This window comes from uncultured Anaerococcus sp. (assembly GCF_963510915.1).
In the GTDB taxonomy this organism is placed as follows: Bacteria; Bacillota; Clostridia; order Tissierellales; family Peptoniphilaceae; genus Anaerococcus.
In genome coordinates this window covers 1-26,731 of sequence record NZ_CAUPHG010000012.1, presented here as the reverse complement: position 1 = coordinate 26,731, position 26,731 = coordinate 1, and the positions used below count along the sequence as shown (strand labels likewise).

25 protein-coding genes and 1 tRNA gene are annotated in these 26,731 nt (G+C 34.6%); 22 read left to right on the top strand and 4 right to left on the bottom strand.

Annotated features, from left to right (window positions below):
• The 8 genes from RQ893_RS02205 to RQ893_RS02170 all read left to right on the top strand — a co-directional run.
• Positions 1–1,519 (top strand): FAD-binding protein (locus tag RQ893_RS02205; RefSeq protein ID WP_311481417.1); only part of this gene is annotated, 1,519 nt, incomplete at its 5' end.
• Positions 1,520–1,597: 78 nt separating this feature from the next.
• Positions 1,598–3,391 (top strand): NAD(+) synthase, encoded by a 1,794-nt coding sequence (gene nadE / locus RQ893_RS02200; RefSeq protein WP_311481416.1) that lies wholly within the window; start codon positions 1,598–1,600, stop codon positions 3,389–3,391.
• Positions 3,381–4,175 carry a metallophosphoesterase gene (locus RQ893_RS02195; RefSeq protein WP_311481415.1) on the top strand — a complete coding sequence of 265 codons (795 nt, stop codon included), beginning with the start codon at positions 3,381–3,383 and terminating at the stop codon, positions 4,173–4,175. Before nadE ends, RQ893_RS02195 begins: the two co-directional genes overlap by 11 nt.
• Positions 4,166–4,239, top strand: a tRNA-Arg gene (locus RQ893_RS02190). Before RQ893_RS02195 ends, RQ893_RS02190 begins: the two co-directional genes overlap by 10 nt.
• Positions 4,240–4,295: 56 nt before the next feature.
• Positions 4,296–4,526, top strand: a complete 231-nt coding sequence (locus RQ893_RS02185) for a DUF1871 domain-containing protein (protein WP_311481414.1) — start codon at positions 4,296–4,298, stop codon at positions 4,524–4,526.
• A 25-nt stretch (positions 4,527–4,551) separates the two neighbouring features.
• A complete protein-coding gene (locus RQ893_RS02180) occupies positions 4,552–4,767 on the top strand; it encodes a hypothetical protein (RefSeq protein WP_311481413.1) in 216 nt (71 codons plus the stop codon).
• Positions 4,768–5,198: 431 nt separating this feature from the next.
• A complete protein-coding gene (relB, locus tag RQ893_RS02175) occupies positions 5,199–5,426 on the top strand; it encodes a type II toxin-antitoxin system RelB family antitoxin (RefSeq protein WP_311481412.1) in 228 nt (75 codons plus the stop codon).
• Complete coding sequence (locus RQ893_RS02170; protein WP_311481411.1) at positions 5,416–5,682, top strand: type II toxin-antitoxin system RelE/ParE family toxin; 267 nt, start codon at positions 5,416–5,418, stop codon at positions 5,680–5,682. The genes relB and RQ893_RS02170 overlap by 11 nt, the downstream gene beginning before the upstream one ends.
• A gap of 107 nt (positions 5,683–5,789) precedes the next feature.
• Here RQ893_RS02170 and RQ893_RS02165 read toward each other — a convergent pair whose 3' ends face one another.
• The 3 genes from RQ893_RS02165 to RQ893_RS02155 are packed head-to-tail and all read right to left on the bottom strand — an operon-like array spanning position 5,790 to position 7,252.
• Positions 5,790–6,083, bottom strand: a complete 294-nt coding sequence (locus tag RQ893_RS02165; protein WP_311481410.1) for a hypothetical protein — start codon at positions 6,081–6,083, stop codon at positions 5,790–5,792.
• Positions 6,084–6,111: 28 nt separating this feature from the next.
• Positions 6,112–6,837 (bottom strand): thermonuclease family protein, encoded by a 726-nt coding sequence (locus RQ893_RS02160; RefSeq protein WP_311481409.1) that lies wholly within the window; start codon positions 6,835–6,837, stop codon positions 6,112–6,114.
• Positions 6,830–7,252 (bottom strand): transcriptional repressor, encoded by a 423-nt coding sequence (locus RQ893_RS02155; protein ID WP_311481408.1) that lies wholly within the window; start codon positions 7,250–7,252, stop codon positions 6,830–6,832. The genes RQ893_RS02160 and RQ893_RS02155 overlap by 8 nt, the downstream gene beginning before the upstream one ends.
• Before the next feature lie 91 nt (positions 7,253–7,343).
• Here RQ893_RS02155 and RQ893_RS02150 point away from each other — a divergent pair, with 91 nt between their 5' ends.
• The 12 genes from RQ893_RS02150 to RQ893_RS02095 all read left to right on the top strand — a co-directional run bounded on the left by RQ893_RS02150 (position 7,344) and on the right by RQ893_RS02095 (position 24,469).
• Positions 7,344–8,390: a metal ABC transporter solute-binding protein, Zn/Mn family gene (locus tag RQ893_RS02150; RefSeq protein ID WP_311481407.1), complete on the top strand. Its 1,047-nt coding sequence runs from the start codon at positions 7,344–7,346 to the stop codon at positions 8,388–8,390.
• Positions 8,391–8,397: 7 nt separating this feature from the next.
• Positions 8,398–9,057 carry an ATP-binding cassette domain-containing protein gene (locus tag RQ893_RS02145; protein WP_311481406.1) on the top strand — a complete coding sequence of 220 codons (660 nt, stop codon included), beginning with the start codon at positions 8,398–8,400 and terminating at the stop codon, positions 9,055–9,057.
• The gene (locus tag RQ893_RS02140; protein ID WP_311481405.1) at positions 9,051–9,866 is read left to right on the top strand and encodes a metal ABC transporter permease; all 816 of its coding nucleotides are present in this window, start codon (positions 9,051–9,053) and stop codon (positions 9,864–9,866) included. The genes RQ893_RS02145 and RQ893_RS02140 overlap by 7 nt, the downstream gene beginning before the upstream one ends.
• Positions 9,867–9,947: 81 nt before the next feature.
• The gene (locus RQ893_RS02135; RefSeq protein ID WP_311481404.1) at positions 9,948–10,958 is read left to right on the top strand and encodes a hypothetical protein; all 1,011 of its coding nucleotides are present in this window, start codon (positions 9,948–9,950) and stop codon (positions 10,956–10,958) included.
• Positions 10,959–10,980: 22 nt separating this feature from the next.
• A complete protein-coding gene (locus RQ893_RS02130) occupies positions 10,981–11,946 on the top strand; it encodes a WYL domain-containing protein (RefSeq protein ID WP_311481403.1) in 966 nt (321 codons plus the stop codon).
• 9 nt (positions 11,947–11,955) lie between these two features.
• Positions 11,956–12,810 carry a GIY-YIG nuclease family protein gene (locus RQ893_RS02125; protein WP_311481402.1) on the top strand — a complete coding sequence of 285 codons (855 nt, stop codon included), beginning with the start codon at positions 11,956–11,958 and terminating at the stop codon, positions 12,808–12,810.
• Between the two features lie 78 nt (positions 12,811–12,888).
• Positions 12,889–13,614, top strand: a complete 726-nt coding sequence (locus RQ893_RS02120) for a YaaA family protein (protein ID WP_311481401.1) — start codon at positions 12,889–12,891, stop codon at positions 13,612–13,614.
• A complete protein-coding gene (locus RQ893_RS02115) occupies positions 13,614–14,735 on the top strand; it encodes an exonuclease SbcCD subunit D (RefSeq protein ID WP_311481400.1) in 1,122 nt (373 codons plus the stop codon). The genes RQ893_RS02120 and RQ893_RS02115 overlap by 1 nt, the downstream gene beginning before the upstream one ends.
• Positions 14,725–17,763, top strand: coding sequence for an AAA family ATPase (locus RQ893_RS02110; protein ID WP_311481399.1), 3,039 nt, complete (start codon positions 14,725–14,727; stop codon positions 17,761–17,763). Before RQ893_RS02115 ends, RQ893_RS02110 begins: the two co-directional genes overlap by 11 nt.
• Positions 17,756–21,118, top strand: coding sequence for a PD-(D/E)XK nuclease family protein (locus tag RQ893_RS02105; protein WP_311481398.1), 3,363 nt, complete (start codon positions 17,756–17,758; stop codon positions 21,116–21,118). The genes RQ893_RS02110 and RQ893_RS02105 overlap by 8 nt, the downstream gene beginning before the upstream one ends.
• Positions 21,096–24,239 carry a UvrD-helicase domain-containing protein gene (locus tag RQ893_RS02100; RefSeq protein WP_311481397.1) on the top strand — a complete coding sequence of 1,048 codons (3,144 nt, stop codon included), beginning with the start codon at positions 21,096–21,098 and terminating at the stop codon, positions 24,237–24,239. The genes RQ893_RS02105 and RQ893_RS02100 overlap by 23 nt, the downstream gene beginning before the upstream one ends.
• On the top strand, positions 24,239–24,469 hold the full coding sequence (locus tag RQ893_RS02095; protein WP_311481396.1) for a PD-(D/E)XK nuclease family protein: 231 nt from the start codon (positions 24,239–24,241) through the stop codon (positions 24,467–24,469). The genes RQ893_RS02100 and RQ893_RS02095 overlap by 1 nt, the downstream gene beginning before the upstream one ends.
• Here RQ893_RS02095 and ymfI read toward each other — a convergent pair.
• Positions 24,462–25,190 carry an elongation factor P 5-aminopentanone reductase gene (ymfI, locus tag RQ893_RS02090; protein ID WP_311481395.1) on the bottom strand — a complete coding sequence of 243 codons (729 nt, stop codon included), beginning with the start codon at positions 25,188–25,190 and terminating at the stop codon, positions 24,462–24,464. The genes RQ893_RS02095 and ymfI overlap by 8 nt on opposite strands.
• A gap of 52 nt (positions 25,191–25,242) precedes the next feature.
• On the opposite strand from ymfI, the gene RQ893_RS02085 reads away from it, so the two are divergent.
• Both RQ893_RS02085 and RQ893_RS02080 read left to right on the top strand, forming a co-directional pair.
• Positions 25,243–26,079, top strand: coding sequence for an aldo/keto reductase (locus tag RQ893_RS02085; RefSeq protein WP_311481394.1), 837 nt, complete (start codon positions 25,243–25,245; stop codon positions 26,077–26,079).
• Between the two features lie 76 nt (positions 26,080–26,155).
• Positions 26,156–26,731, top strand: a 576-nt coding sequence (locus tag RQ893_RS02080) for a nucleoside phosphorylase (RefSeq protein WP_311481393.1), incomplete at its 3' end; no start/stop codon positions are given.

Below are 26,731 nucleotides of genomic sequence, written 5' to 3'. Positions count from 1 at the left end.
TCCATTTGAAGAAAAATTTGGGGGCTGTGGTTTATCTTACGACAACTATGCTACCGCTGTTGAGGAAATACCTAGGGTAAATAGTGGACTTGCAAGCCTTGTCATTGCCCATACTTCTTTGGCTACTTGGCCTATAAGTAAATTTGCAAATGAAAAACAAAAAGAAAAGTATTTGAATTTGCTCCTAGATGGCAAAAACCTGGGTGGTCTCGGCCACTTTGAGGAAGATGAGGATATTCAAACTACAGCCACAGAAGAGGGAGACTACTACCTCCTAAATGGTAAGAAAATCCTAGTGACTAACGCCCGTCTTTCAAATTATTACTTGGTAACAGCACTTACAAATCCAAGAGATAAGGAAAATGGACTTTCAATTTTCATCCTTGATAAGGATTGCCAAGGACTTTCTTTTTCAAAAACCTATGAGAATTTAGGTTCAAGATCAGTTATAACTGGAGACTTGATTTTAAAAGACGCAAAAGTTCCAAAGGAAAATTTGATTGGGGACCTAAACAAGGCAAATGAATATATTGAGGAAATTTTTGAGGCAAGTAACCTTGCAACAGCTGCCCTTTCCCTAGGTCTGGGAGATGCTGCTTATGAAGCAAGTCAAACTTATTTACAAAGTGGTTTGAAGACCTTTAAGGCTCGTAAGGCTGCCAAGGTCAACCGTCCAATCCTCGCTTCTATGGCTACAGACCTTAAGGCGGCAAAGATGATGGTTAGGGATGCGGCTTTAAAAATGGATGCTAAGACAGATTTTTATGGCAAAGATACTTCCATGGCAAAGCTTTTTGTTTCAAAGCTTGCTGAAGATTTGACATCCAAGGCCCTTGATATGTGTGGTGGCACTTCATCATCTGTTACCGACCTTGATAAACTTTATAGGGATGCCAAGATTAGCCAAATCTATGATGGTTCTAGCGACCTTATGAAGGAAACAATTGCAGCCTATATTTTGGATAAAAAAGATGCTAAGAAGGCTACAAAGGCAGAAGATACTGGCAAAAAAGCACCAGCTAAGGTTGAAGATAGGAAGAAGGAAGTCTTTGTTGGTGATATTAGGGAAGCTGTTAAGAAAGTTGTGGCAGCCCTCCTTGCTGATGGTCTTAAGCTTAAGAAAGAACCAGTTGACCTAGAAGGACCAGTTGAAAATGCTGACAGTGTTGTGGCTGTTGGGATGGGTCTAGGTGAAAAACAAAATCTAGACTTGGCAAAAGACCTTGCAAGGCTTACAGGATCAGTTCTCGGAGCATCAAGACCTGCTGCCCAAGTTAGACACTATGTTTCAGATGACCACTATATTGGCGTAAGTGGCAAGAAATTTACTGGCGAACTTTACTTTGGTATAGGTATTTCAGGTGCCGGCCAACACTTAAAAGGAATTGAATCTGCAAGAAAAGTTGTAGTTATAAACAACGATGAGGGCGCACAATTCTTTAAAAACTGTGATTATGGTATAGTAGGCGACTTCCACGAAGTTGTCCCAGCCCTAATCGAAGAAATCAATAACCTATAAAATTAAATTTAGAGAGCGGGACCCCTTGGGTCCTCTTTTTTTGTAAAATAATGGTAGAATAAGACTAAGAGGTTTAAAATGAAAAGAAATATAAAAATAAAATCTGCATCTTTTCCTGTTTCTTTGGGAAATGTGGCAGAAAATGTTAAGAAAATAAAAGAATTAATCATAAAAAGCGAGGAAGAAAAGGTAAATATCCTATCCTTGCCAGAACTTTGTCTAACAGGGGCAAGTCTTTATGATGGCTACTTAGAGGAAGATTTATTAAAGGCAGCTAAAGAAGGTTTTGTAGATCTTCTTGCTTTCTCAAAAGATAAGGATCTACTTTTTACCCTAGGTATGCCAGTAAAAAAAGATAAAAATATATACAACGTTGTAATTCCTATAAAAAGTGGCGATGCCTTGGGATTAGTAGTTAAGAATAATTTGAAAACTTATGAAAAAACTACTTTTTCAAACGATTATGACTTGACCATAACTATTGGAGAGCATTTTCTCGATAATAATGGAAATTACCCAATTTATGTTGGAGGTCTTTATTTAGGTATAAGTATAGGTGAAGATGAAAAGGGAAATATGCCAAAGTCTCTAAATTTAAAAGAGCAAAATGCCGATATTATCCTAAATCCATCAGCTTTTCCAAAACATGTTGGGACTTTTAACAAGTTATGTGAAGATATATCATACTTATCAAAGAATGTAATTTATGTCCATACACCAGCTTGTTTGGGTGAATCTTCAACAGATTTTGTCTACGAAGATAAAAGCATTATTGCAAAAAATGGAGAAATATTAGCTGGCCATACAGGAATATTTTCCCTAGAATTAGAAGATGAATTCCACTATACAAATTTCAATAATTTTACCGATGAGCCTTACCAGGTGGAAAAATTCCCATATCTGCCAAAGACAGAATATTCTAGGCAATATTTAGAAGATGCTCTTGAAATCCAAGCCCTAGGTCTCATTCAAAGAATGAAGGCAGTTGGTACTGACAGGGTTTATCTGGGAGTATCCGGAGGGGTTGACTCAACTGCAGTTCTCCTAGCAATCGATAAGGCTTACGAAATGGCAGGCTTTGATAAGGCGAAAATTGGAGCCTACACTATGCCAGCCTTTGGCACAAGCGATAGGACCAAGTCAAATGCTTATCTTTTATGCCAAGCGATGGGAATTGACCTAAAGGAAATAAATATTTCTAAGTCTGTAACAGCTCATTTGCATGACATCGGCCACGATGGGAAAACGGCTGACCTAGCCTACGAAAATGCCCAGGCAAGGATGAGAATCCAAGTTCTCTTTGACCTATCAAACATGGGAGGGGGCCTTGTTATAGGAACTGGCGATTTGTCTGAAAATATGCAGGGTTTTGCCACCTATAATGGCGATCATATGGCATCCTATGGCCTAAATGCGACTTTGATGAAAACTGAATTAAGGTATTTAATAAAATCCTATGCACATTTTACAGAGAATGATAAGTTGAAAAAAGTTTTGACAGATATCTTGGCAACACCAATTTCACCAGAACTTGTTAGCGAAAAGGCTGGAGAGATTACCCAAAAAACTGAGGACATCATCGGCCCTTACGAACTTCTGGACTTTTTCATCTATCAACACTTGACCTACCACAAAAAGGCAAGGCAAATCCTAAGAGAGGCGACCTACGCCTTTGGGGATACCTATGATGAAGAGACAATCAAAAAGTGGATTAAATCTTATTTCAAGCGTTTTGCCCAATCTCAATTTAAGCGTTCTACTGCTGTTGACGGCCCAGATGTGACCGGTAGGAGCTTTTCGCCAAGGCTTGGCTTTAAGATTCCTTCAGATATGGGAAGTGACCTTTATTTAGGAGATCTCGATGAAAAATAAAAAATTTGTGGCAGGCCTTGTCCTTGCCACAATGGTTTTGGCAGGAAAATACCTCCACGACCAGGCCTTTGTAGGCGTGGAGAAAAAATTCACCATAAAAAGTCCCAAGGTCAATAAGGATATAAAAATCACCCACATTTCAGATTTTCATTCAAACGTCCTTAGCAATTTGGACCAAGTTCTTGATAATATCAAAGCATTTAATCCTGATTTGATTTTCCTAACTGGGGATATGATTGATTACCCAACAGAGAAAAAGATAGAGAGAACTATGTTCTTCCTAGAAAATTTGTCAAAACTAGGCATCAGAACCTATTTTGTATCAGGTAACCACGAGGAAGCCTCAGAAGAATCTGAAATTTTTTATGAAAAAATAAAGGATTTAGGAATTATAAAACTTGATAACCAAGGAGAAAATCTTAAAATAGGGGATAGCGAGGTCTATATTTACGGAGTCCCTTATTGGTCAATGGACCTTGATAATTTCAAGCCAGGTCAAGGGCTAAATTTGGTATTGGCACATTTTTCTAAAAGAATCAGGGATAATTACGATCCAAGGATGAATATAATTTTCTCCGGCCACACCCACGGCGGCCAAGTTAGAGCCCCATTTATAGGTGCCCTAGTAGCCCCAGGAGAAGGCTATTTCCCAGATTTTGATAGCGGACTTTATGACTATAACGAAAGTCAGATTTATGTATCAAGTGGTCTCGGCAACACCTTCTTGCCCCTAAGATTCCTAGACCAAATCTCCTACACCAACATCACCATCAAGCGTCCTTAGTTTAGTGGTAAAACAAGGGTGTCCGAAGCCCAAGCCCAGGGTTCGATTCCCTGAGGACGTGCCAGAACTTTTTTGAAAGAAAAAATTGAAATATTAGATTAGCTTTGGAGAAATAATTATATGGATATAGAAAAAATAATAAATTCTTGGGACCCCTATTCATTGTTTCCCTTTGCTCCTAAAGATGAATATAGCACAGAAATTAGTAAAATTGAGGATTTTATCAAAAAGAATCGTGATGTAGAAGCTTTGAGTAAATATTTAGGGAAGTTATTTGATGATCAGATAATTTTTCAGGAAGATAAGGGAGATTTTTTGAAAATTGCAAAAATTATACTAGGTCTTGATTAGAAACACATATTTTTATAGGAAATAAATGAAAAAATATATAGGATTTGAGAATTTAAAAAAATATTACAATAAAAAAATAAAAGTATTTACTAAAAATAATGAAATTTTTATTGGTAAATTCACCTTATACACTAAGCCAGGTGATAATGACCCAGAAATAGAAAGTATAAGTCTGGAAACGCCAGAAAGCTACTATGATATTAATACGCCTGATATTATAAAAATAGAAATTTTAGATTAAGGCTTGGAATATTGCTGGTAATTTTTCAAGAAAAAAGGAGTTCATATTACATTAGCAAGACCGAAATATCAGAGGAGATGAGATTATGTCATTAAAGGACGACATGTATAATTCAGATGGTAAACACATAAAAGTATTCTTCAAGGACGGAACAGTAGAAGAGATTTACTGCGAAGAATACGTATAAGCTGAAGACGAGTGGGACGAGCCAATGCTTTTCTATGTCGGCAATGGCGCAATCCTACAGTCACAAATAGAAAAAATAGAAATCATAGATTGAGCACACTTGCATTTGCTGAGTGTGCTTTTTTTGAAAAAAAGGTTTTGTTTAATTAAATAAAACTCAGTTTTATATCAAATTCTATTATAGGCCTTAAATTTTGAATAAAATCCAAAATGTAGTACAATGTAAACAAAGATTGGAGGACTTTATGAGCGTTGTTTCACTTAGGTTAAATGAAGAAGAAAATAAGTTATTCAAAGCTTATTCTAAACATACTGGTAAAAATTTATCTGAGCTTTTTAAAACTGCCCTAGCAAGTCAGATTGAAGATGAACTTGATTATGAAACAGGGCTTAAAGCCATGGCAGATTTTGAAAAAAATCCCATTACTTTTCCCATAGATGATTTGATTTCGGAACTTGAAAATGACTTATAGGCTAGTTGTTTCAGAAAATGTTAGGAAAAAAATTAAGAAAATGGACAAACATCTTGGCCTCATGCTCGCTAAGGATATGAAGGCAAAACTTGATTGCCTCGAAGACCCTAGAAGGTTTGGTAAAGCTTTGCAAGGTGAGTTTAAGGGACTTTGGAGATATAGAATAGGTGCATATAGAGTCATTTGCCAAATACGAGATGATGAATTAATTGTTTTGGCAATCGATCTTGGCCATAAGAAAGATATTTATAAATAAATTTGATAAAAAAAGCTAGCATCACTTTTGGGAGAGTTTTGCTAGCTTTTTTTATTGTAATATTTAAGTTTTAAATTTTTTTCTAAGATATAAGAAAATATTTATTTTTATTGGTTATTATAACCAAGAGCTATGATTGCGTCTAGGTTGTAGAACTTTGTCATGTAATTTTTGCCATCTTTGGCAGTTATTTCCATTATGGAAACAACTGAATCTTCATTAAGTTCACCATCTTCAAATATATTTTTTAAATGCTTACTTATGGCTGGAACTTGAACATTAAAAAGCTTAGCCATAATGGCTTGTGTCATCCAAAAAGTTTCATCTTCAAAATACACATCCACTTTAATATCTTCATTTTCAGTTTGGTAGATTATTATTTTTCCCTTATTTTCTGTCATTTTTCTCTCACTTTAATATACAATATTTTTACCTCGCCGGCCTAAAGCCTGCTTCCTTAGCCTCTTTTTCTGTTTCAAAGTAGACTGAGTTTTTTTTTTTGACTGTGTCATAAGAATCCCGTTCTGACAGGTGGTAGACTTTGGAATTTTTGTTTCCTTTTATGAGGTAGGTTTGGTCGATTTTTTCATTTTCGTTTTTAGACTTAGGCCCGTCTGACCAGATGCCAAGTTTATTTTCCTTTGCGGATTTTTCGAGCTTTGTCAAATACTTATGGTACTTGATGTCTGGTTTATAGTAATTTGCGTAGGCGTAGCCTTCCTTGACCAAAATCCCATTTAATGTTTTATTTTCAATATCGGAAAGAGTGGGATCTGAGCTTGGCTCTTCTAGCCAAATATACCTCAAGAGCCTATCGTATTTGTCCCTATCAGAAACATCTTTTTCTAGGAAAATTTCCTTATTTTTTAGAGTCTTATTTGTAAAATCCTTGGCTTCTTCTGCCATAAATTCGGCGGGTTCGCCGTCTTTTGCAACTTCTGGTGTATTTACACCGACAAATCTCACTTTCTCGTCTTTTCCATTAAGATTAACCCAGATTGTATCCCCATCAACAGCATATTTAACTTTGGCTTTTCCGTAAACTTGAGAAATTTCACCGCTTGTTGGCGGATTTTGCCTTTCATTTTGCCTTGGAATTTCATGGCAGGATGTTAAAGCAAGGGCAAGTGAGATGGCAAGGATTATCCTAAGCAAGATTCATTTCCTTTTGGCAGGCAGGACAAATTCCGTAAAATTCGAAATTGTGGCCATTAATTATAAAACCAGTTTCTGCCATTACTTCTTTTTCGATTTCATGGACTGGACAAGACTTAATTATGTATTTTTTGTGGCAATGGCTACAGGTTATAAAGTGCTTGTGGTCGTCTTTTTTTAGCTGGTAATATGAAATCCCATCTAGGTCTGAAGTTTTGAGCAAAAGGCCGTTCTCTTCAAGGATGTTGAGGTTGCGGTAGACTGTTGAAAGGTCTATAGCTATCACTTCCTGTAGGTCGTCATAAATTTCTTGGCTAGAAACAGGTTCATTTTTCTTGTCAATGTAGTCTAGGATAAGCTTGCGTTGTTTGGTTATCCTAAGGTTTTTATTTTTTAGTAGGTCATTTAATTGCATATTAATCTCCTTAAAAATATTATACTTTATTTGACAGATATAAAAATGCTTATATAATAACTACTGCAAATCATTTGCAAAAGGAGTGTTTATGAAAAAGAAAATTTTATTTATAGGCCTTGCATTTGCCCTTGCTCTTACAGGCTGTGGCAATCAAGCTAAGGACAATACAAAGACAGAAACAAAAGAAGAAGTAAAAACAGAAGCAAAAGCAGAAAAAAAGGATGAATCAAAGGTAATCTACGCTTCATTCTACCCAATTTATAACCTAACCAAGCAAATCGCTGGTGATAAGTTTGAAGTAAAGGCATTTAATTCCCTTACAACAGAAAGCCATGATTTTGAACCATCTGCTAAGGAAATTGCAGAACTTGGTGAGTCTCAATTAATCTTTATGAATGGGGCAGGCATGGAAGAATGGAAGGATGATGTAGAAAAAACTGTTGGTATTACAATGGTTGATACAAGCGAAGGTCTTGATCTTATAAAGGCAGACCACGAAGATGCCGACCATGACCACGACCATGAAGATGCCGACCATGACCACGACCATGAAGATGCCGACCATGACCATGACCACGAAGAAGGTGAAGAACATCATCACCACCACCATGGACAATTTGACCCACATACTTGGTTATCACCTGTAAATGCCAAGGCTCAAGCCAAGGTAATTGCAGATAAATTATCTGAAATTGACCCAGCTAACAAAGATTATTATGAGGGAAATTACGAAAAAATAGCTAAAGAATTTGATGAAATAATTAGCGAATACAAGGAAAAATTTGAAAAAGTTTCTAACAAGAAATTTATCGTTCCTCACCAAGCCTTTGGCTATGTTGCAAGAGATTTTGGTCTTGAACAAATTCCTCTAGCAAGCCTTACATCAACAGCAGACCCAGATGCTAAGGTCATGAAAGAAGTAACAGATTTAGCTAAGGCTGACAAGATTAAGACAGTTTTCTTCGAAAAAGGTGGATCAGACAAGGCAGCAAAGACAATCGCTGATGAAATAGGTGCAGAAGTAGCCCCACTATCAACAATGGAATTTGCAACCCAAGAAGAAATCGATAAGGAAGTTACAATCCAAGAAATAATCAAGGAGAACCTTGAAAATATATATAAGTCACTAGCATAATATATATATGAAGCAAATCGAGATAAAAAACCTAAAATTTGGCTATAATGAAAATTTAATATTAAAAGGCGTAAACTTAGACCTTGATGAGGGAGATTTTGCGGTGATTTCTGGAGAGAATGGGTCGGGAAAATCCACCCTTATCAAGCTAATCTTGGGCGAGCTAAAAAAAGATTCTGGCTCTATCAAAGTTTTTGGTATTGAAATGGAAGATTTTAAAAACTTTGACAAGGTAGGCTATGTTCCACAGCTAAATGAAGCCATCAAGGTTGCCTTTCCAGTATCAGCCAGAGAATATGTGGGTCTAAACCTCTACAAGGAATTTTCAATATTTAACACAATAACAAAAAAATCCAAGTCAAAAATTGAAAATACTTTTTCCACCCTAAAAATTAAAAACCTAATAGATAGACCCATAAATAAATTATCTGGTGGTCAAGCCCAAAGGGTGATGATAGCAAGGGCTATGGTAAATAATCCCGATATATTGATATTAGATGAACCAACTGTTGGCATTGATAAAAAATCTAAAGAAGAATTCCTTGATTTATTAGTGTACCTAAATACCCATCACAAGATTTCAATATTGATGATAACTCATGAGATGGAAATCTTAGGCGATTACGTTGATAAAATCTTTAAATTAAAGGACGGTGTCATATGCTAGGCTATGATTTTATGAGAAGGGCCATAGCTGTTGGCGTCATGCTCGCAGTCATCATCCCTATGATTGGCCTTGTAATGATAAATAGGAAAACATCAATGATAGGCGATGCCCTATCTCACTCATCACTGGCAGGTATAGCTATAGGCCTAATCTTCGCCATAAATCCTATGTGGTCATCCCTAGTATTTTGTATCCTAGGAGCCTTTGCCATAGACATCATCAGAAAAAGATTCAAGGACTTTGGCGACATGGCGACAGCCATAATTATGAGCTTTGGCATTGGCCTTGCAGCGATTTTATCAGACTTTGCCCCAGGGGGTAAGAGCTTTGAATCCTATCTCTTTGGGTCAATCACAACAGTATCAAGAGAAGATTTAATCCTAGTATCTATAATTTTCGCTATGGTAGTAGCCATGTCTCTCTACTTTTATAACGCTCTCTTGTTTATATCGATAAATCCGATAATGGCAAGGCTTGCAGGAGTAAAGGTAAGGACAGTAAATGGAGTTTTTACCTTTTTAACAGCAATCACAATTGCGATTTCAGCGAAAATCGTTGGTGCCCTAATGATTACATCTTTAATGGTAATACCAGTTGCCACATCCCTATTAATTAGCGATTCCTACAAAAAAACTTACCTAGTCTCCCTAATATTTTCGGTAGTTTTTATGCTAATAGGAATCACCCTATCATTCTACTATGGCCTAAAACCAGGTGGCTCCATAGTAATGATAGCCATCACCACCCTTGTAACAGTTGCGATTTGCAAAAAAATAAAAGAAAAAATCAAAAAAATGACCTCCAAATAGGGGGTCTTTTTTGATGGAAAGATTTGCCTGTACAATTTTTTGCACATCCCACCTGCTATAATAAAATTAAGAGGTGATAAGATGAATCTTGAAGAAAAAATTATAGACCTATCTAGGATCAAATACGGAGAAAATCTTTATATAGAAGACAGGATAAAGAAAGAAATGGAAGTAATAAGGAAAAAAGCTTCGGAAGATGAAATTGACTTTCTCTTGTTCTTAAAGGAAAATCTTGACCAAAATATTCTAATCGAAAACTTGCCTTTTTTTAGTTTTTATCTTTTAGGTCTTAGCCTAATAAACCCACTTCCTGCTCATTATTACAATGAAAAAAACAAGGATCTTATCTTTGTAGATGGGGTGGAATATGGGGTTGATTTAGAAAAAAAGGAAGGATTTTGCCGAGATGGTTTTAATATAAATCCTTCTTATACTTTTGAAACTAAGATTTATTATGAAGTTCTGATTGATAAAAAATTTGAGGATAAAGTAAGGTGGCGGATATTGGAATATTATGATGAAGGACTTGGGTATCTTTGGTGCAAGGAAAAAGTAATGGAAAAATATGGCCTATATTATACTCGCTTTATTTACCTAGATAATTTAAATCCCTTATATTATGAAAAAAATATCCTTCAAAGCATAGATATAGAAGATTTCAAAAAATATTTATTTGGATATTATCTGAATGAAAAAATAGAATTAAAAAATGTATTTCCAAGAAAGGCGACTGAATCTTTAGAAAATTTCGATTATAGGGAAAATATAAAAACCTATGGAGATTTATTGTATCTATTAGGCCTATCAAAGACCTATACTAGGGCATATTCCTTATTTATAGACTTTGAAAATAGAAATTATCCATCAAATAGGGAAGAAATTTTTGCTTATTATCTAGATCATGGGATAGATAGGGAAGAGGCAGGGGCGCTTACCAATGACATAAGTTTTTTCAAAGGAGCTTTACTTCCAGAAATAAATACAGAAATAGATGACTACCTAAGAAAACTCACCTTTACTTGGGATAAGACAAGCCTAGTTAAGGCCGCCCTTTATTTTTACCTAGATTATAAAATTAATGCTTTAATATGATATAATTATCTTAGGAGGACCTATGGCAAGTTCGAGATTAAATATTTTATATATCCTAGAAATTCTTCGTGAAGAAAGTGATTCCGACCATATTCTTTCAATGTCCGAGATAAGGAAAAAACTTTCCTTATATTATAATGTAGATTTAGACAGGAGAACAATCACCAGTGCTATTAATGATTTGATCGATTTTGGCTTTGATATTTCAACCTTTTCTGACAATGGCAAGGGCTATTATCTCATAGATCGCCCACTTGAAAAGAGTGAAACCTATTTATTGATGGATGCTATATTTTCCCTTGCCTACATTGACAGGGACCAGTGCACAGAGCTTTTAAGGAAAATAGGCAAAAGTCAGTCCAAATACCAAAGGTCAGTCGATAAATATATAAGTCAGGTAGATTTTTATAGGACAAAAAGAACTTCAAACAAGGAAGTTTTCCTAAATATAGAAATCATAAATGATGCCATTGATAAAAATCGTCAGATAGAATTCACCTACCTGACCTATGGGACAGACAAGAAACTTGTGCAAAAAAGGAAAAGACCTTACAAATTAAACGCTTATAGGATCCTAGCTGATAACAAAAAATACTATCTTTTGGGAACGACGCCAGGTTTTAAAAATATTTTATCCTTTAGAATTGATTTTATAAAGGATATAAAAATTTTAGAAGGAAATAGGGATAAATTTAGGTCCGATGACTTAAATAGACTAATAGAAAAGGCGACCCATGCTTTTTTTGGCAAGCCATCATTTATAAAAATACGCTTTAAGGAGGAAATCTTAAACTATGTAATTGATCAATTTGGAACGGATATAAAAATTAGAGAAGATGGTGACTATTATCTAGGAGAATTTTTGGCACCCGAAAAAGGTATAGAATACCGGGCACTCCAATTTTTACCTTATGTGGAAGTGATAGAACCAAAGACTTTAAGAGAGTCGATTGTAAGAAGTTTGAAAGAAAATTTATATGGGATTTAAGGAGAGATTATGGAACTTAAGTTAAATGATATTTTTAATTTGACAGAAGAAGAAATAAATAATAGTAAGATAGAATTTAATATGACCTATGGTTCGCTAGCTGAAAGTTTTATAGATTATTGGCTTAAACAAAATGACATTGATAAAATAAATGGTACATGTGAACAGTGTTCTTACTGGGGATGGTATGGCACCAGTCAAAGGAATTTTTATCCAGAACAATGGGTTTTTAGTTTTTCTAGGATAAGTGGGGATGAATGGTTATTTATTTCTGCTGGTAAGGTATTAGAAGTCCCGGAGGATGATTGGGCAAAAGTTGAGATTTTAGAAAGGTTCAAACCATTTTTTGGTAGACTTATTATTAATTGCAAGAAAGGCAATGCATTTTCAAGATATACTTTTAACTTAAATTCATATATTGAAAGAATTAGTGTAAAGGAAATTCTTCCTTGTCTTTACAGCGGTGATAAATTTGAAGGTTATGACAGAGTTTACTTGCCATTTGATAAATTATCCAAGATATTTAAGGGTGAAATTTTGAAATCGTATTATGAAGTTTTAAGCAAGGTAAGTGGAGTGTATTGCTTGACAGATACTAATACAGGCAGACTTTATATTGGCTCAGCAACAGGCGTTGAAGGGGTAAGACAAAGGTGGGGAGATTATTTTAAAACCAAGGACGGAGGAAATAAAAAATTAATAGAACTAAAAAATAAAGAAGGCGTAGAATATTTTGAAAAATATTTCACCTTTACCCTAATAGAATTTTATAACAGGTCCTACGATCCAGAAAAAATAAAAGAAAGAGAGCAGTACTGGAAAAAGTGCTTTGATACCATCAATAATGGCTATAATAGCAATTAGATATAAAATCCTAGTTATTTAACTGGGATTTTTATATTACTAATATGATATAATTATCTATATAAAGAAAGGATTTTTATGAAGATTATTATTTCACCGGCTAAGGGTTTTAAACATTTTGATAATATAAGGACAGAAGGACTTTTATTTGCTGAAAAGACCAAGGTTTTGCTTGAAAAGATTAGGCGTCTTTCTATGAATGAAATTGGTAACCTTAATAAGACCAATGACAAACTCACTGAAAAAGCCTACTATGATTTTCAAGACTTTGACTTTGACGACCTTCCTAATCCGGCCCTTTTTTCCTTTGATGGTTTGGTTTTTAAGCAATTTAGCTTGGTAGATTTTCCGGATCTTGAATATTTAAACGACCACGTCTACATTCTCGATGCCTTTTATGGTCTTTTAAAGCCAATGACAGGGATTAGGGATTATAGGCTTTATTTTGACAACACCATGTATGACCTCTACGAATTTTGGGGTGATGATTTGTATAAAAAACTTTTTGAGGATGGAGATTTGGTTTTAAACCTTGCGAGCAAGGAATATACCAAGACTATAAAGCCATTTTTGAAGGATACTGACAAGTTTTTGACTGTTGATTTTAAGGAAAATCGTGGTGGAAAATTAAAGTCTGTTGTTTCTTACATGAAGCAGGCGAGAGGCCAGATGCTAAAGGAAATTATAGCAGAAAAAATCGAGGATGTTGATGATATTAAGAAGCTAAATATCAACGGTTACACCTATGATCCATATAATTCGACCGCTGACACCCTAACCTTCGTGAGAAATGGGGACAAATAATGAAACTCCTTCACTTATCAGACCTTCATATAGGAAAATCTTTGGGAAATTTTTCTTTTCTTGAAGACCAAAAATATGTTTTAGACCAGATTTTAGATATCATTGATGATAGGAAAATCGAGGCTGTAATGATTGCTGGCGATATTTTTGACACAGCTGTCGCAAGCGCAGAGGCCCTTGATTTATATAATTATTTTATAGAAAAAATAGTTTTTGACCTAAAAATCCCAGTTCTTGCCATTTCTGGCAACCACGATTCTGCCAAGCGTTTGGATGTAAATAAGAGGTTTTATAAGACAAATAGATATTACTTGGCGGGAGAATTTACAAAAGAAGTCGTAACCCTGGAGGACTGTGTCGGCCCAATCCACTTTTTCCTCTTGCCTTTTATGTCCCTTGCCAAGGCGAGGATACTTTTTGGTGAGGAGATTGCTGATTTCACCGATTTGTACAAAGAAGCTCTTAAAGATTATGACTACAAGGATAGGAATGTAATAATAACCCATTGCTATGCATCAGAAATAAGCCAGGGTCTTGAAAAAGCTTATAACGAAGGCCAAAAACCATTGACCATAGGTGGGTCAGACTTCATGGATGCTGGTCTTTTTATGAACTTTGACTACGCTGCCTTGGGTCATCTCCACTCCGCCCACTATGTTTTGGATCCTAAAATTAGGTATTCGGGCACTTTTATGCCTTATTCCTTTGACAAAAAGGACATAAATAAGACTGTGACTCTTGTTGATTTGGGGAAAGAAAGTCTTGATATAGAAAAAATCCCAATCAAACTTTTAAGAGATTTTGAAGTAAGGACAGGTTATTTTGACGATTTGATAAGCGAGCCAGCTAGTGATTCTTATATCAAATTTATCCTTGAAGATAAGGCGACAATAGAAAATGCCATGGCGAAATTTAAGAAAAAATTTCCAAACGCAGTCCTTATTAATTATGCTTCAAGGTCTGTTTTTGCTATGGATAATGAAAATATAAATATAGATATAGAAAATAAATCAATACTTGAGCTTTTTGAGGACTTTGTAGGCTATAAGGATAATCGTAGGCTAACAAGTGATGAAAAAATCGTACTTGAAGACGTGATAGGGGCTATAAATGAAGGTTAGGAAGGTAAAATTAAGGGGATTTTTGACCTACAAGGATGAAATCGAAATTGACTTTACTAGACTTTTTGACAAGAAAATATTTTTGATATCAGGTCCCACTGGATCTGGAAAAACAACGATTTTTGATGCCATTTCCTTTGCCCTTTATGGGGAAGTGCCTAGGGAAATAGCCATGGAAGATTTAAGGAGTGATTTTCTTTCAGAAGATGATACCTTTACCTACGTCGACTTGGAATTTGCCTTGGGCGATAAGATTTATGAGGTCTTGAGAGTTCCTAGTCAGAGGGCAGTTGAAATTAAAAATCCGAAAAATATTGGCCATAGGGTAGAACTTTACGATATCACTGGCGAAAAAGTTCTCCTTGCCGAAAAAATCAAAGAAGTTGATGATAAAATTAAAGAACTTATAGGCCTTGATAAAGACCAATTTACAAAGGTTATGCTTCTTGCTCAGGGTCAATTTCAGAAGTTTTTAAACTCAAAATCCGATGAAAAAGCGGCACTTTTGTCAAATATTTTCAAAACTGACGCCCAAAGAGCCATCCAAGATGAGCTAAAAACAAGAGCTATGGACAAGAAGAAAAAGCTTAACCAGATTGATAAGGACCTAGAAAATGTCATCTCTTTTAATGACATATTAAAAGAGAAAATCGATAAAGATTTGATTTTAAAACGAGATTTTATTGCTATTTTTGACATAATTTCAGAAATAGAAAAAAACCAAGATTCGTTTTTAGGTGAGATTTTAAAATCCTTAGAAAATCTTGAAAAAAGGGAGAAATCCTTAATACAAGATTTGGAAAAAGGGAAAAGTCTTAATGAAAATATAGAAAAATTTAAGAAAGCAGACCTATCCTATCAAAATTTGCTATTAGACTTAGAAAAAAATACTAAGGTAAAAGAGGACTTAGCTTTCATTACCTTCGCCAAATCTATAAAGATTTACGAAGATAGGCTTGAAAAAACAAAGATTGACCTTAAAGAATTTCTAGCAAGTAAGGGCAAATATGAAAAAAGCCTGGAAGATAAAAATAAAATCTTGGAAGAACTTGGAGAAGAAATCAAAAATTTACCTGAGGTAAAAGCGAAACTCGATAAGGTCAAGATATCATATTCTCAAAAACTTAAAGAAATATCAGATTTTGAGGAATTTTTGGCGGTTAAAAAATCCTATGAATCTATAAAAGATTTGGATAAGGATTTTGAAAGCCTACAAACTAAGATTAAAGAAGATGAAACAGAACTCGAAAAATTGAGATTATCATATGATAGGACCAATGAAAAACTAAATGAGGTCAAAGACGAGGGTTTTTCTAAGAGGGAGAAGATTGCGGAAATAAGGTCGAAAATAGAAAAACTTAATGAAGATTATAATAAATTAAGGGAAAATAAATCCAATGAGGAAAGACTTGAAAATATTTCAAAAGACCTAAAAGCACAAGAAAGGCTAAAAGAAAAAGCTGACCTCGATCGAGATCATTTTGAAATAAATAAGCTAATCGATAGGTTAAACTCAGAGGGAATTTGCCCTGTTTGTGGCAAAATTCACCAAGGAGTGAAAGAAAAATTGCAAGTTTCTGCCCTTGATTTGGAAAAAATCACTGGCGACCTAGCAGATTTAAGGATAAAGCTTGAAAAAACCAAGGCAATTTATGATAAAAACCTTAAAGACTTACAAACAGATTTTAAGCTTAAAGACTTAGAGAAAATAATTTCTGATAATAAGGATTTATTAGAATCCTATGAAGACTTGGCAAGAGAAAAGAAAAAACAGCTTGATGAATTAGCAAAGCTCCTAAAAACAATTGGCAAAAAGGGTCAAGACCTAAAAAAAGCCAAGGAAGATAAGGAAAAAACTATTAAGGAAATTTCCGACAAACTAAAAAATCTCAATGACCTTAAAGTAAAATATTTAGCTGGTGAAAAGCTTATGCTAGGCCTTAATATGGAGAAACTTCTTAACGAAAAAAAGGATTTTGAAGAAGAAATATCTAAACTTGACTCCTTTATAAGGAAGAAAGAAAAAGCTCACCAAGACCTTGTCGTTGAGACATCCAAATTAAAGTCAATAATAAATTCTCTTGATAGTAATCTAGGAAAAGCAAATGAAGATTTAAAAAAGTACCAAAAAGAATTTGAAGCAAAGCTTGCTGAGAAATTTAATACCATAGACGACTATAGAAGCTATTTATCTAGGGAAGATGAATTGAAAGATAAGAAAGAATTTATAGATGTCTATTTCAAAAATCTTGATAGAGAAAAAACCACTAGGGAAAATTTCTTGGATTTTAAAAATCAAAAACCTATTAACCTAGACGAATTTGAACAAAACTTAGAGGAAATTGGAAGGGAAATAAAAGTCCTTGATGGGGAGAAAATTGCAGCCGCAACCAGGCTTGATTTGACCAAAAAAGATGGGGAGAAAATTAGGAAAATTAAGGAAATCTACCAAGGACTTTCAAAGACTGCCCAAATTGTTTCAGCTCTTTCTGACCTTGCCAACGGGGTCACAGGGGCTGTTAAGGGAATTGAGAGGCTTGATTTTGAAACCTTTATCCTAAGTGTGTATTTTGATAGGGTTTTAAATTTTGCTAATAAGAGGTTTAACCAGATGACAGACGGTCAGTTTTCTATGGTAAGAAAAACCGAAGCGACTGATGGCAGGTCTAAGATGGGGCTTGATATAGAAATTTTAGATTCAAACACAGGCAAAAAAAGACCAGCTTCTACTCTTTCTGGTGGGGAAAATTTCCTCGCTAGCTTATCCTTAGCTCTTGGCTTGTCTGATGAAATTGGGGCAGAAAATGGCGGAATTAGGATAGATACCCTCTTTATTGACGAGGGTTTTGGGACTCTTTCTAAAGAATTTTTATCAAATGCTATTGCTACCATTGAAAAACTTTCTATGGAAGACAGGTTTGTTGGTTTGATTTCCCATGTTGATGAACTCAAAGACGCCATTGAAGCGAAGATTATAATAACTTATGACTCAAGCTCTGGGTCAAGTTTGGAGATAATAGATGATTAGACTAATAATTTCAGAAGACGCAAGGGAAAATAGCGATTACCTTTATAAAAAAATTGAAGAAAGATTGGATGATAACAAGAAATCCATCCTAATAGTGCCAGAGCAATACACACTTGAAACTGATATAAATTTCCTAGAATCAGTTAAATACAAGGCTGTAATGGATGCCAAAGTTCTTTCCTTTTCGTCTTTTGCAAGCTTTTTTATGGACCATTTTGATGAAGGCAAGCTTGAGTTTTTAAATAAAGAAGGGAAGGTTTTACTTCTAACAAATATCCTCCAAGACCTAAAGGATGAGTTGAAACTGTTTGAAAATTCTTATCAAAATATTGATTTTATAAATTCTCTTGTTGGTCTAATTTCATCTTTCAAGGACAATAAATTTGATGAAGACTTCTTTGACTTGGTTGCTAATAGCGATATTTCTGACATTTCTAAGCTTAAATTTGAGGAAATTAAATTAATTATAGATGCCTACCAAAAAGAAATCCATGGCAAATATTTAGACAAGGAAGATATCCTAACTTTTGTGGCAGAAAATATTGGTAAAACAAATTTTCTTGATGACTATGAGATTTTTATAGACAAATTCGATTTTTTTGAAGAAAGAAAGGTTGACTTGATTTCTGCACTTTATGACAAGGATTTAGATATTAATATAAGCTTAAATATTAATCCAAAATTTCTTGCCAATCCTTTAATAAGACCTGAAATTTTCGATAGACCAGCTAGGACTCTAGATAATTTTAGGGAGGCTTTTAAGGCTGAAATCATAAAGTTAGGTTCAAACCACAATATAGGAGACCTGGATCATTTAAGGGACAATTTTGAAAAATATAGGCCAGAAGTTTATGAAGATATCCCTGAAAATATCAGTATCTACGAATCTATCTCAAGTAAGTCTGAGGTTGAAAATCTGGCCTTACTTATAAATAAGCTTATAAAAACAAATCAAAATCTCCGCTTTAAGGATATGGCTCTTTATTTGACTGATCCTAGCGAGTATGAAAATGAGCTTATAAAAACTTTTGCTAGGTATGAAATACCAATCTTTCTTGATAAAAGAAGGAAGATGGCAGATAACCACATCATAAAGACTTTTCTCGCTCTTTTAAGACTTCCGGTAAATAATTTTAGGTCTGAAGATTTATTTTATATCTTAAATTCAAAATTGATTGGTCTTAGCGAAAAAGACACCGATACCTTGATAAATTTTCTTGCTTATAGGAAAATCAAGGGCAAAATGTTTGAAGTCGACAAGTACTTTGTCATGGATGAAGAATTTTATGAGAAAAATCTTGCTAATGATTCTAGAAAAGATCTTAAAATTGAGAAGAAGCGTGAGGAATACAGGGTTGTAAATGAAGCTAGAAATAAGATATTAAAACTTATCAAGGGACTTGATAAGAAAAATATGACAGTCAAAGACCTTGCCACAAAAATATATAAAATGATATCTAGCCCTGGTATAAAGGCTTCAATCAACGCATTTCAGGACGAATTATTGGAAGTCGGTGCCCTAGATGAGTATAAAGAAAATGAGCAAATCTGGGATACTTTTGTAGAGGTTTTGGACCAATTAGTTTTACTTATGGGAGATAGGAGCTTAGCTTTGGCTAGGGTTTATAGCCTAATAGAAGCTGCAGCAAAAGATATACAAATTGGCCTTATCCCACCATCCAAAGACCATCTCATAGTGTCAGATTTTGGAAGAGATAGGGTGGCAAATAAGAAGATTAATATCCTAATGGGTATGGATGATTCATATTTTCCATCCCAACAGACCAAAGATTACCTAATCAGCCCAGATGATGTCGAAGAATTAGAAAAAGCTCAAATAGACCTAAAACTTTATGCCAAAGACCGCGAAAGGCTCGAACTTTTAAGCTTTTATAAACTTATATCAAAATCAGAAAAACTTCTTATTTCCTATGCACTTTCAGATAAGGAAGGGAAAAATTTAAACGAAAGCTTGGTTATTAGGGATATTAGAAAGATTTTTCCAAGACTAAAGAAAAACATTCTCCTAGATCCATGTGCCAACCAGGCACTTTTGGCTAAGGAAAGCCTTAAAAAATTCACCCTTGATGTCCTAAATAGACTTGCTAATAAGGAAAAGGTATTAGACGGGGATAAGGATTTGGCATTGGCTTTTTTAGCATATCTAAGAGAAAATTCTAGTGAGAATGACAATAAAGAAATCTATAACATGATAAAGAAATGCCTATTTTATTCTAATGACAAGGTGCCTTTGACAACTGAAATTAGAGAATCACTTTATAAAAAGCATGCTTATTCAGTATCGGAAATTGAAACATACTCAGCCTGTCCATATAAGCATTTTATTGCCTATGGCCTAAGGCCTGATGTGGAAAAAGATTTTAGTGTCGATTCCCTAGATATAGGAAATATAGTCCACAAATCCTTTGAAGACTTGTCAAAATTAATCAAAGATATGGACTTGGATGAGGTTGATTTTAACAAAATTGATGAGCTTTTAGATGATAAGTTTAGGGAAGGGATAGATGAAAATCTCGATCGTGAGAGGAAGGATAATCCAAAAAACAAGTATATCCTTAAAAATATAAACCAGGCAGCCAAAAGAAATACCAGACAAATTATAGACCAATTAAACAAGGGCGAATTCAAACTTAAATATTTTGAAAAGACCTTTGATAAGGGTGGTTTCTTTAGTCCTGTATATGTTGATGATGAAAACTATCTAAGGGGTAGGATTGATAGGATAGATATGGCAGGTAAGCTTGTAAGGGTAATTGACTACAAGACAGGCTCGAAGGCTTTTAACCTGGTAAATATTCTAAATGGTAAGGACCTACAGCTTATTGTATATATGATTGCTGTAAGTGATGATAAGAAAGACCTTGAGCCTATAGGAGCTTTTTATATTTCCCTCAGAGACGAGATTGAAAAATTTGAAGGTTCGATTTCTGACGAGAAGAAACTTGCTTTAAGTCTTGATAAGAAATTTGCCCTAGATGGGATTCTCCTTGATAAGGATGGAAAGGCACTGAATCTTATGGATAGGGATTCTAATGGATCTACTTCTTCTATTGTGAGGAATAGGAGAAATTATAAGCTAAGCGAAGATGATTTTAAGAAACTTACCATTTTTATAAAAGATATGGTAAAAGATTTGATAAAAGATATCAAACAAGGAAAAATTGACCTAGAGCCTCTTAGAGAGGATAAGACCAACTCTGCTTGTACCTATTGTGATTACAAGGGAATTTGCAAGTTTGATAAGATAATCGACAGCGCTAGGTTTAGGCAGATGGATAAAAATTTGACCCTAGAGGATTTGGAGGTTGGAAATGACAGAACTAAAGTTGACTAGCGGGCAAAGATCTGCAATCTACGAAAGAGATAAAAATATAATAGTATCTGCCGCAGCTGGCTCTGGCAAGACCATGGTACTTGTTAATAGGGTAATCTCGTTGATGATTGAAGAGGAAATCGACATTGACAAGATGATAATAGTCACTTTCACCAACAAATCTGCCCAAGACATGAAAGATAAGATAAGGATAGCCCTTGAAGAAAGGGTAGGTGATTTTGACCCAGCCTTTGTCAAAAGGCAATTTAAACTTTTGAAGTTTGCGCAAATAAAAACCCTCCATTCTTTTTGTTCTGATAGCTTGAGGGAAAATTTCTATTACCTTGATAAGCTTAGTCCAAATTTCAAAGTTATGCCAGATTCTACAGGAAAAATCTACATGGCAGATGCCATTGATAAGGTTTTTGACAAAGAGTATGAAAAAATGGACGATGATTTTGTATATTTTTTGCAAAATTTTTCTAAAGAAAAGACAGATTACAATGCAAAGCAAATAGTTCTACTGACCTACCAAAAAATTGTAGGCATGATTGATGGTCTTTCTTGGCTTAAAGCTATGAAGGATAAGGGGGATAATTTAGAATATTTTAAGGATTTTATTAGCCATAAGATGGACCTTGTTTTAAAAAATATTGAAAACTTTGGTGGAAGGCTTAATCCAATGCTCCCAGCTTCTGCAGTTGACCTTATTGCAAGTGATTATGAAATGCTAGCTGAAATTAGAAATAAGATTGGTAAGTGGGATGATTTCGTAATTAGCCTTGCAAATAAAAAATACAAGACTTTTGCCAAGAGTATAAAGACAGAAATAGCTGATGATGATCTAGTAGCTGAAATAGATGCGGGTAGAAATTCCTATAAGGCAGAAGTGAAGGTCATCGAATCTTTAATCACTAATACAGATTCCAAAGCGCTTGCCTTTATAGAAGCCAAAGAAGAAGTGCTTTTTGATAAGCTTTATAGGCTAACCAAAGATTTTAAGGAAGCTTTTGATAGGAAAAAATCCGCTAAGGATTATCTCGACTTTAATGACTTGGAACACGAATTTATAAAGCTACTTACTAATGATACAGCTAGGGAAAAACTTAGACAAAAATATAAGTATATTTTCTTTGATGAATATCAAGACTCAAATGAAATTCAAAATTATATAGTAGATAAATTGAAGTCTGAAAGAAATTTATTTTTTGTAGGCGATGTTAAGCAATCAATTTATGGTTTTAGGAGAGCAAGACCTGATTTATTTTTAGAAAAGCTCGACCTTTATGAATCGGAAGAAGATTCGATGAGGATAAATCTAAACGAAAATTTCAGGACCGATAGGCTAATCCTTGATTTTAATAACTATATTTTTGATAGGCTTATGACCAAGGAAATGGCAGATATTGACTACAAAAAGGGAGGTCATAGACTAAATTATGGCAAGGATGAAAAAAATCTTTTAGACCAAGCTAGGGTAGGCGTGAAGGTACTTGATAAACCTATACAAGAGGAAGTTTACCTAGTAAATCTTATCAAGGAGCTGGGTAAGGAAGGCTATGAATATAGGGATATAGCCATTCTTCTAAGGAGTGGAACTGAGTCCTACAAGTACGAAGAGGCTTTTAAAAAGGCTGACATTCCGTATTTTAATGATATTTCAAAGGTATCAACTAATGCAAGCGAAGTTGGATTTTTTATAAATCTATTAAAATACCTCACAAATCCCAATGACGATTTGGTTTTGATGGCTGTTTTAAGATCAGTAATTTTTGACATAGACGAAAATGATTTGGCTAAAATTAAATTATCTTCGACTTCCTATAAATTTTATGAAGCCTTCGAAGAATATGATAAGGATGATGAAGTTGGCAGAAAAATCAAATATTTTAAGGCTTTGATAGAAGATTTTAAAGATAAACTTGCAATCTTAAATCTATATGACTTTGCTAATTATCTTTTTGAAAGGTCAGGTCTTTATGACTTTCTCTTGGCAAGGGATTTGGCAGAAGATAGGATAAATAATATTGAATCTGTAATTGACCTTATGGCTGATTATGATTCTGCTAACGACAATGGTCTATATGGTTTTGTAAATTTTTTTAATAACCTAGAAGCTACGAAATCTGATTCTATAAGTCCGACTCGTGACTTATCTGAGGGAGAAAATCTTGTAAGGATAATGACAGTTCATAAGTCAAAGGGTCTAGAGTTTAAGGTTGTAATCCTAGCAGGAGCTAATAAGGCCTTTAATAAGCAGGTTGACTCAATAGTTTTTGATGAGGATATTGGGATTGGTATAAATATTGCTGACTATGAAGAAAAAATAAAATTTCCAAATATTAATAGGAAGCTAATTTTAGAAAAATCTAGGGAAGATGACAAAAAAGAGGAGATGAGAATCCTCTATGTTGCCTTAACTAGGGCTGAGGAAAGACTATACATTACAGGCAATTTTGAAAAGAGCCAAGCGGGTCTTGAAAAAGTTTATAAAAATGAAAATTACCTGGACTTAGATTCCCATTTGGAATGGATTCTAGCGGCACTTTCCTTTGACAATATTACAAGTGAGTTTTTTACGGGAATCAAAAAAGACTCGTCCTTTGATAGGAGGATTGACTTTGAATTTATAGATGAGGTCCCAGACCTAAGTATAAATCAAAATGAAAACCTAGTGGATCTTTTAAATGAAAAGGTCGATAAAAATCTTTATGAAAAGATTATAAACAAGATGGAATACGCCTATCAGGGTAAGGATGATATAGGAAAGAGTTTGAAAAAATCTGTTACAGAACTTTCTAAGGATTTCAATAAAGAAAACGAAGGTTATGAAAGTTTTGATGCGGGCGGTTTTAGCCGCAATATTTCCTTCAAAAAACCTAGTTTTTTGGAGCAAGAAAAAACCTATAGCCCAACAGAAAAGGGTAGTTTAATCCACAAAATGTTCCAAAAATTGCCGATGAAAGACTATAGAGAAGAGGATTTGACTAAAGAAATAGATAGGCTAATTGATAAAAAAATCTTTGATAAGTCTATAAAAGATTTGATAGAAATAGACAAGTTATTGGGTTTTTATGAAGATGATTTTATCAAAAAATTAATTGAGGAAAAAATCCAAAAAGATCTGAGGAGTCCTTCCTGATGACCTATGACGGCTATTATGTAAATGGTCAGATAGACTTGATTTTTGAAAGGGATGACGAAATAATCCTAATAGATTTTAAGACGGATATGATAAAAAGAGAGGATGCCTACAAGACTCAGCTTGCTATCTATAAAGAAGCCATAGAAGAGGCCCTTGACAAAAAGGTAGGAAAATCGCTAATTTATTGGTACAATTTTAAGGAATTTCAGGAGATGGAGGCTAATTAAAGCCTCCATTTATGTGGATAATATCGCCTGTTATATAGGAAGCGTCATCTGAAATTAAGTATTCTATTAGACTTGCAATTTCTTCTGGGCTTGCAAACCTATTTAGACCTACTTCGTTTTTTAAATCTTTGAGTTCTTCATCGCTAAAGTCTTTTTTCATCATATCTGTATCAACAATACCTGGTGCTATGGCATTGACTCTGATATTTGAGGGAGCAAGTTCCTTGGCTAGGGCCTTGGTAAAGACATTTATAGCACCCTTACTAGCTGAATAGCAAGCCTCCATAGATGCTCCAAAGTCTCCCCAAATAGAAGAAATATTTATAATTACACCATATTTTTGCTCGACCATCTTAGGTACAGCCCTTTTTGAATTTAGGAAAACCGAATTGAGATTTACATCCATAATTTCCTTCCATTTTTCAAACTCCATATCCTGGATGAGGGAAAAATAAGAAATCCCTGCGTTATTTATAAGGATATCGACAGAGCCAAAGTTTTTTTCGATTGTTTCAAACATATTAAGGACTTCATCTTCTTTAGAAACATCAGCCTTAATAGCGATTACAAAAGGATTTATTTTCCTAAGTTCTTCCAAAAGAGCAAGGGCTGCGTCCTTGGATTTGTTATAATTTATGACAATTTTATAAGATTTGGCAAGTCTCCTAGCGGTGGCAGCCCCGATTCCCCTAGAAGAGCCAGTTATTAATACTGTTTTCATATTAAATATTATATCATATGGGTATATAAATATTAAGAAAAAAGGAGAGCTTATGAAATATTTTAAATTAAATAATGGAAAAAGAGTGCCTGCCATAGGTTTTGGTACTTATAAAATTACTGCAGAAGCTGACATGGAAAGATCTATAGGCTTTGCAGTAGAAAATGGATATAGGTATTTCGATACAGCAAAATATTATGAAAATGAAAAACTTCTTGGTAAATATTTAAAACAAACAGGTCTAAAAAGAGAAGACTACCAGCTAGCAACCAAGGTATGGCCATCTTCTTTTGACACAGACGATGCAAAAAGAAGTCTTGACGAATCCTTATCTGACCTTGATATAGGCTATATTGATGTGATCTTGCTTCATTGGTATGGCAAAGATTTTGAAAAAACCTGGGAAGTTTTTAGGGACTATAGAGACCAAGGCCTTGTAAAATCTCTTGGTGTTTGTAATTTCACTATTGACCAGATGGCAGAACTAGTAAAGCTAGGAGAAAAACCAGTCCTAGATCAGCTTGAAAGTCATCTTTACCTCCAAGATAAAAAAACAGTTGAATTTTTAAAAGAAAATGGCATCCTCCACCAGGCCTGGGGTCCTCTTTCTCAAGGAAAATCAAATCTTCTTGATGAAAAAATTCTAAAGGAAATAGGGGATAAGTATGGCAAATCTCCTGCCCAAATAGCCCTAAAATGGAATATAGAAAGGAGCACTATGGTCTTAGTTAAATCAAGTAACCCAGTAAGGATTAAGGAAAATATTTCACTTTTTGATTTCGACCTAAGTGAGGCTGATATGGATGCCTTGGCAAGTCTTGACAAAAATACTAGGTTTTCAAATGACCCAGCCAATCAAGAATGGCTTGATAAAATAAGAAGGGGCTAGGATAATATTTCATAAAAGCAGGAAATTTATTGACTGTTTGTTTTAAAAATTATTAAAAGATAGGAAAATTTTGCCAATGCTCCACAAAAATGAACTTGCAATTTTAGAATTTGATGACGCCTATGAATCGGTTATTATGCCGACCCATGAAGACCTAGCCATAAACCTAGCTAGGAAATGTGTTTATGGATTCTTAGGAGATTATATTGACCAATATGCCTTAAAAAACAAGGCTAAGAAAGTTGCGGAGTTTGAGTCTGCGACAAAGACCTATCCAGTTTATCTTTTAAAGCACAAGGGCCAGGAACTTTGCCTTGTCCAAGCTCCGGTAGGATCTGCACCATCAGCCCAACTAATGGATTGGCTAATTGGATATGGAGTAAGGGAAATTATTAGCACCGGCACTTGTGGTAGCTTGGTAGATATTGCCGAGTCGACATTTCTAGTTCCTGTTAGAGCCTTGAGAGATGAAGGAGCTAGTTTTCATTATGTTAAACCAGCAAGGTATATAGACCTAAATCCTCTGGCTATTTTTGCCATGGAGGTCTTGTTTAAAGAAAGGGGCCTAAAATACAAGGAAGTTGTAACTTGGACAACAGATGGTTTTTATCGAGAGACCAAAGACTTGGTAAAATATAGGGTAGAAGAAGGG

Bases quoted from the DNA above. Each gene is read 5' to 3' on its own strand.
- RQ893_RS02115 (WP_311481400.1), top strand. From the start codon at position 13,614: ATGAAACTCCTTCACTTATCAGACCTTCATATAGGAAAATCTTTGGGA.
- RQ893_RS02130 (WP_311481403.1), top strand. From the start codon at position 10,981: ATGGCAAGTTCGAGATTAAATATTTTATATATCCTAGAAATTCTTCGT.
- RQ893_RS02135 (WP_311481404.1), top strand. From the start codon at position 9,948: ATGAATCTTGAAGAAAAAATTATAGACCTATCTAGGATCAAATACGGA.
- RQ893_RS02155 (WP_311481408.1), bottom strand. From the start codon at position 7,252: ATGCAATTAAATGACCTACTAAAAAATAAAAACCTTAGGATAACCAAA.
- RQ893_RS02165 (WP_311481410.1), bottom strand. From the start codon at position 6,083: ATGACAGAAAATAAGGGAAAAATAATAATCTACCAAACTGAAAATGAA.
- RQ893_RS02185 (WP_311481414.1), top strand. From the start codon at position 4,296: ATGGATATAGAAAAAATAATAAATTCTTGGGACCCCTATTCATTGTTT.
- RQ893_RS02105 (WP_311481398.1), top strand. From the start codon at position 17,756: ATGATTAGACTAATAATTTCAGAAGACGCAAGGGAAAATAGCGATTAC.
- RQ893_RS02150 (WP_311481407.1), top strand. From the start codon at position 7,344: ATGAAAAAGAAAATTTTATTTATAGGCCTTGCATTTGCCCTTGCTCTT.
- RQ893_RS02095 (WP_311481396.1), top strand. From the start codon at position 24,239: ATGACCTATGACGGCTATTATGTAAATGGTCAGATAGACTTGATTTTT.
- nadE (WP_311481416.1), top strand. From the start codon at position 1,598: ATGAAAAGAAATATAAAAATAAAATCTGCATCTTTTCCTGTTTCTTTG.
- RQ893_RS02085 (WP_311481394.1), top strand. From the start codon at position 25,243: ATGAAATATTTTAAATTAAATAATGGAAAAAGAGTGCCTGCCATAGGT.
- ymfI (WP_311481395.1), bottom strand. From the start codon at position 25,190: ATGAAAACAGTATTAATAACTGGCTCTTCTAGGGGAATCGGGGCTGCC.
- RQ893_RS02125 (WP_311481402.1), top strand. From the start codon at position 11,956: ATGGAACTTAAGTTAAATGATATTTTTAATTTGACAGAAGAAGAAATA.
- RQ893_RS02180 (WP_311481413.1), top strand. From the start codon at position 4,552: ATGAAAAAATATATAGGATTTGAGAATTTAAAAAAATATTACAATAAA.
- RQ893_RS02110 (WP_311481399.1), top strand. From the start codon at position 14,725: ATGAAGGTTAGGAAGGTAAAATTAAGGGGATTTTTGACCTACAAGGAT.
- RQ893_RS02120 (WP_311481401.1), top strand. From the start codon at position 12,889: ATGAAGATTATTATTTCACCGGCTAAGGGTTTTAAACATTTTGATAAT.
- RQ893_RS02140 (WP_311481405.1), top strand. From the start codon at position 9,051: ATGCTAGGCTATGATTTTATGAGAAGGGCCATAGCTGTTGGCGTCATG.
- RQ893_RS02100 (WP_311481397.1), top strand. From the start codon at position 21,096: ATGACAGAACTAAAGTTGACTAGCGGGCAAAGATCTGCAATCTACGAA.
- relB (WP_311481412.1), top strand. From the start codon at position 5,199: ATGAGCGTTGTTTCACTTAGGTTAAATGAAGAAGAAAATAAGTTATTC.
- RQ893_RS02195 (WP_311481415.1), top strand. From the start codon at position 3,381: ATGAAAAATAAAAAATTTGTGGCAGGCCTTGTCCTTGCCACAATGGTT.
- RQ893_RS02170 (WP_311481411.1), top strand. From the start codon at position 5,416: ATGACTTATAGGCTAGTTGTTTCAGAAAATGTTAGGAAAAAAATTAAG.
- RQ893_RS02145 (WP_311481406.1), top strand. From the start codon at position 8,398: ATGAAGCAAATCGAGATAAAAAACCTAAAATTTGGCTATAATGAAAAT.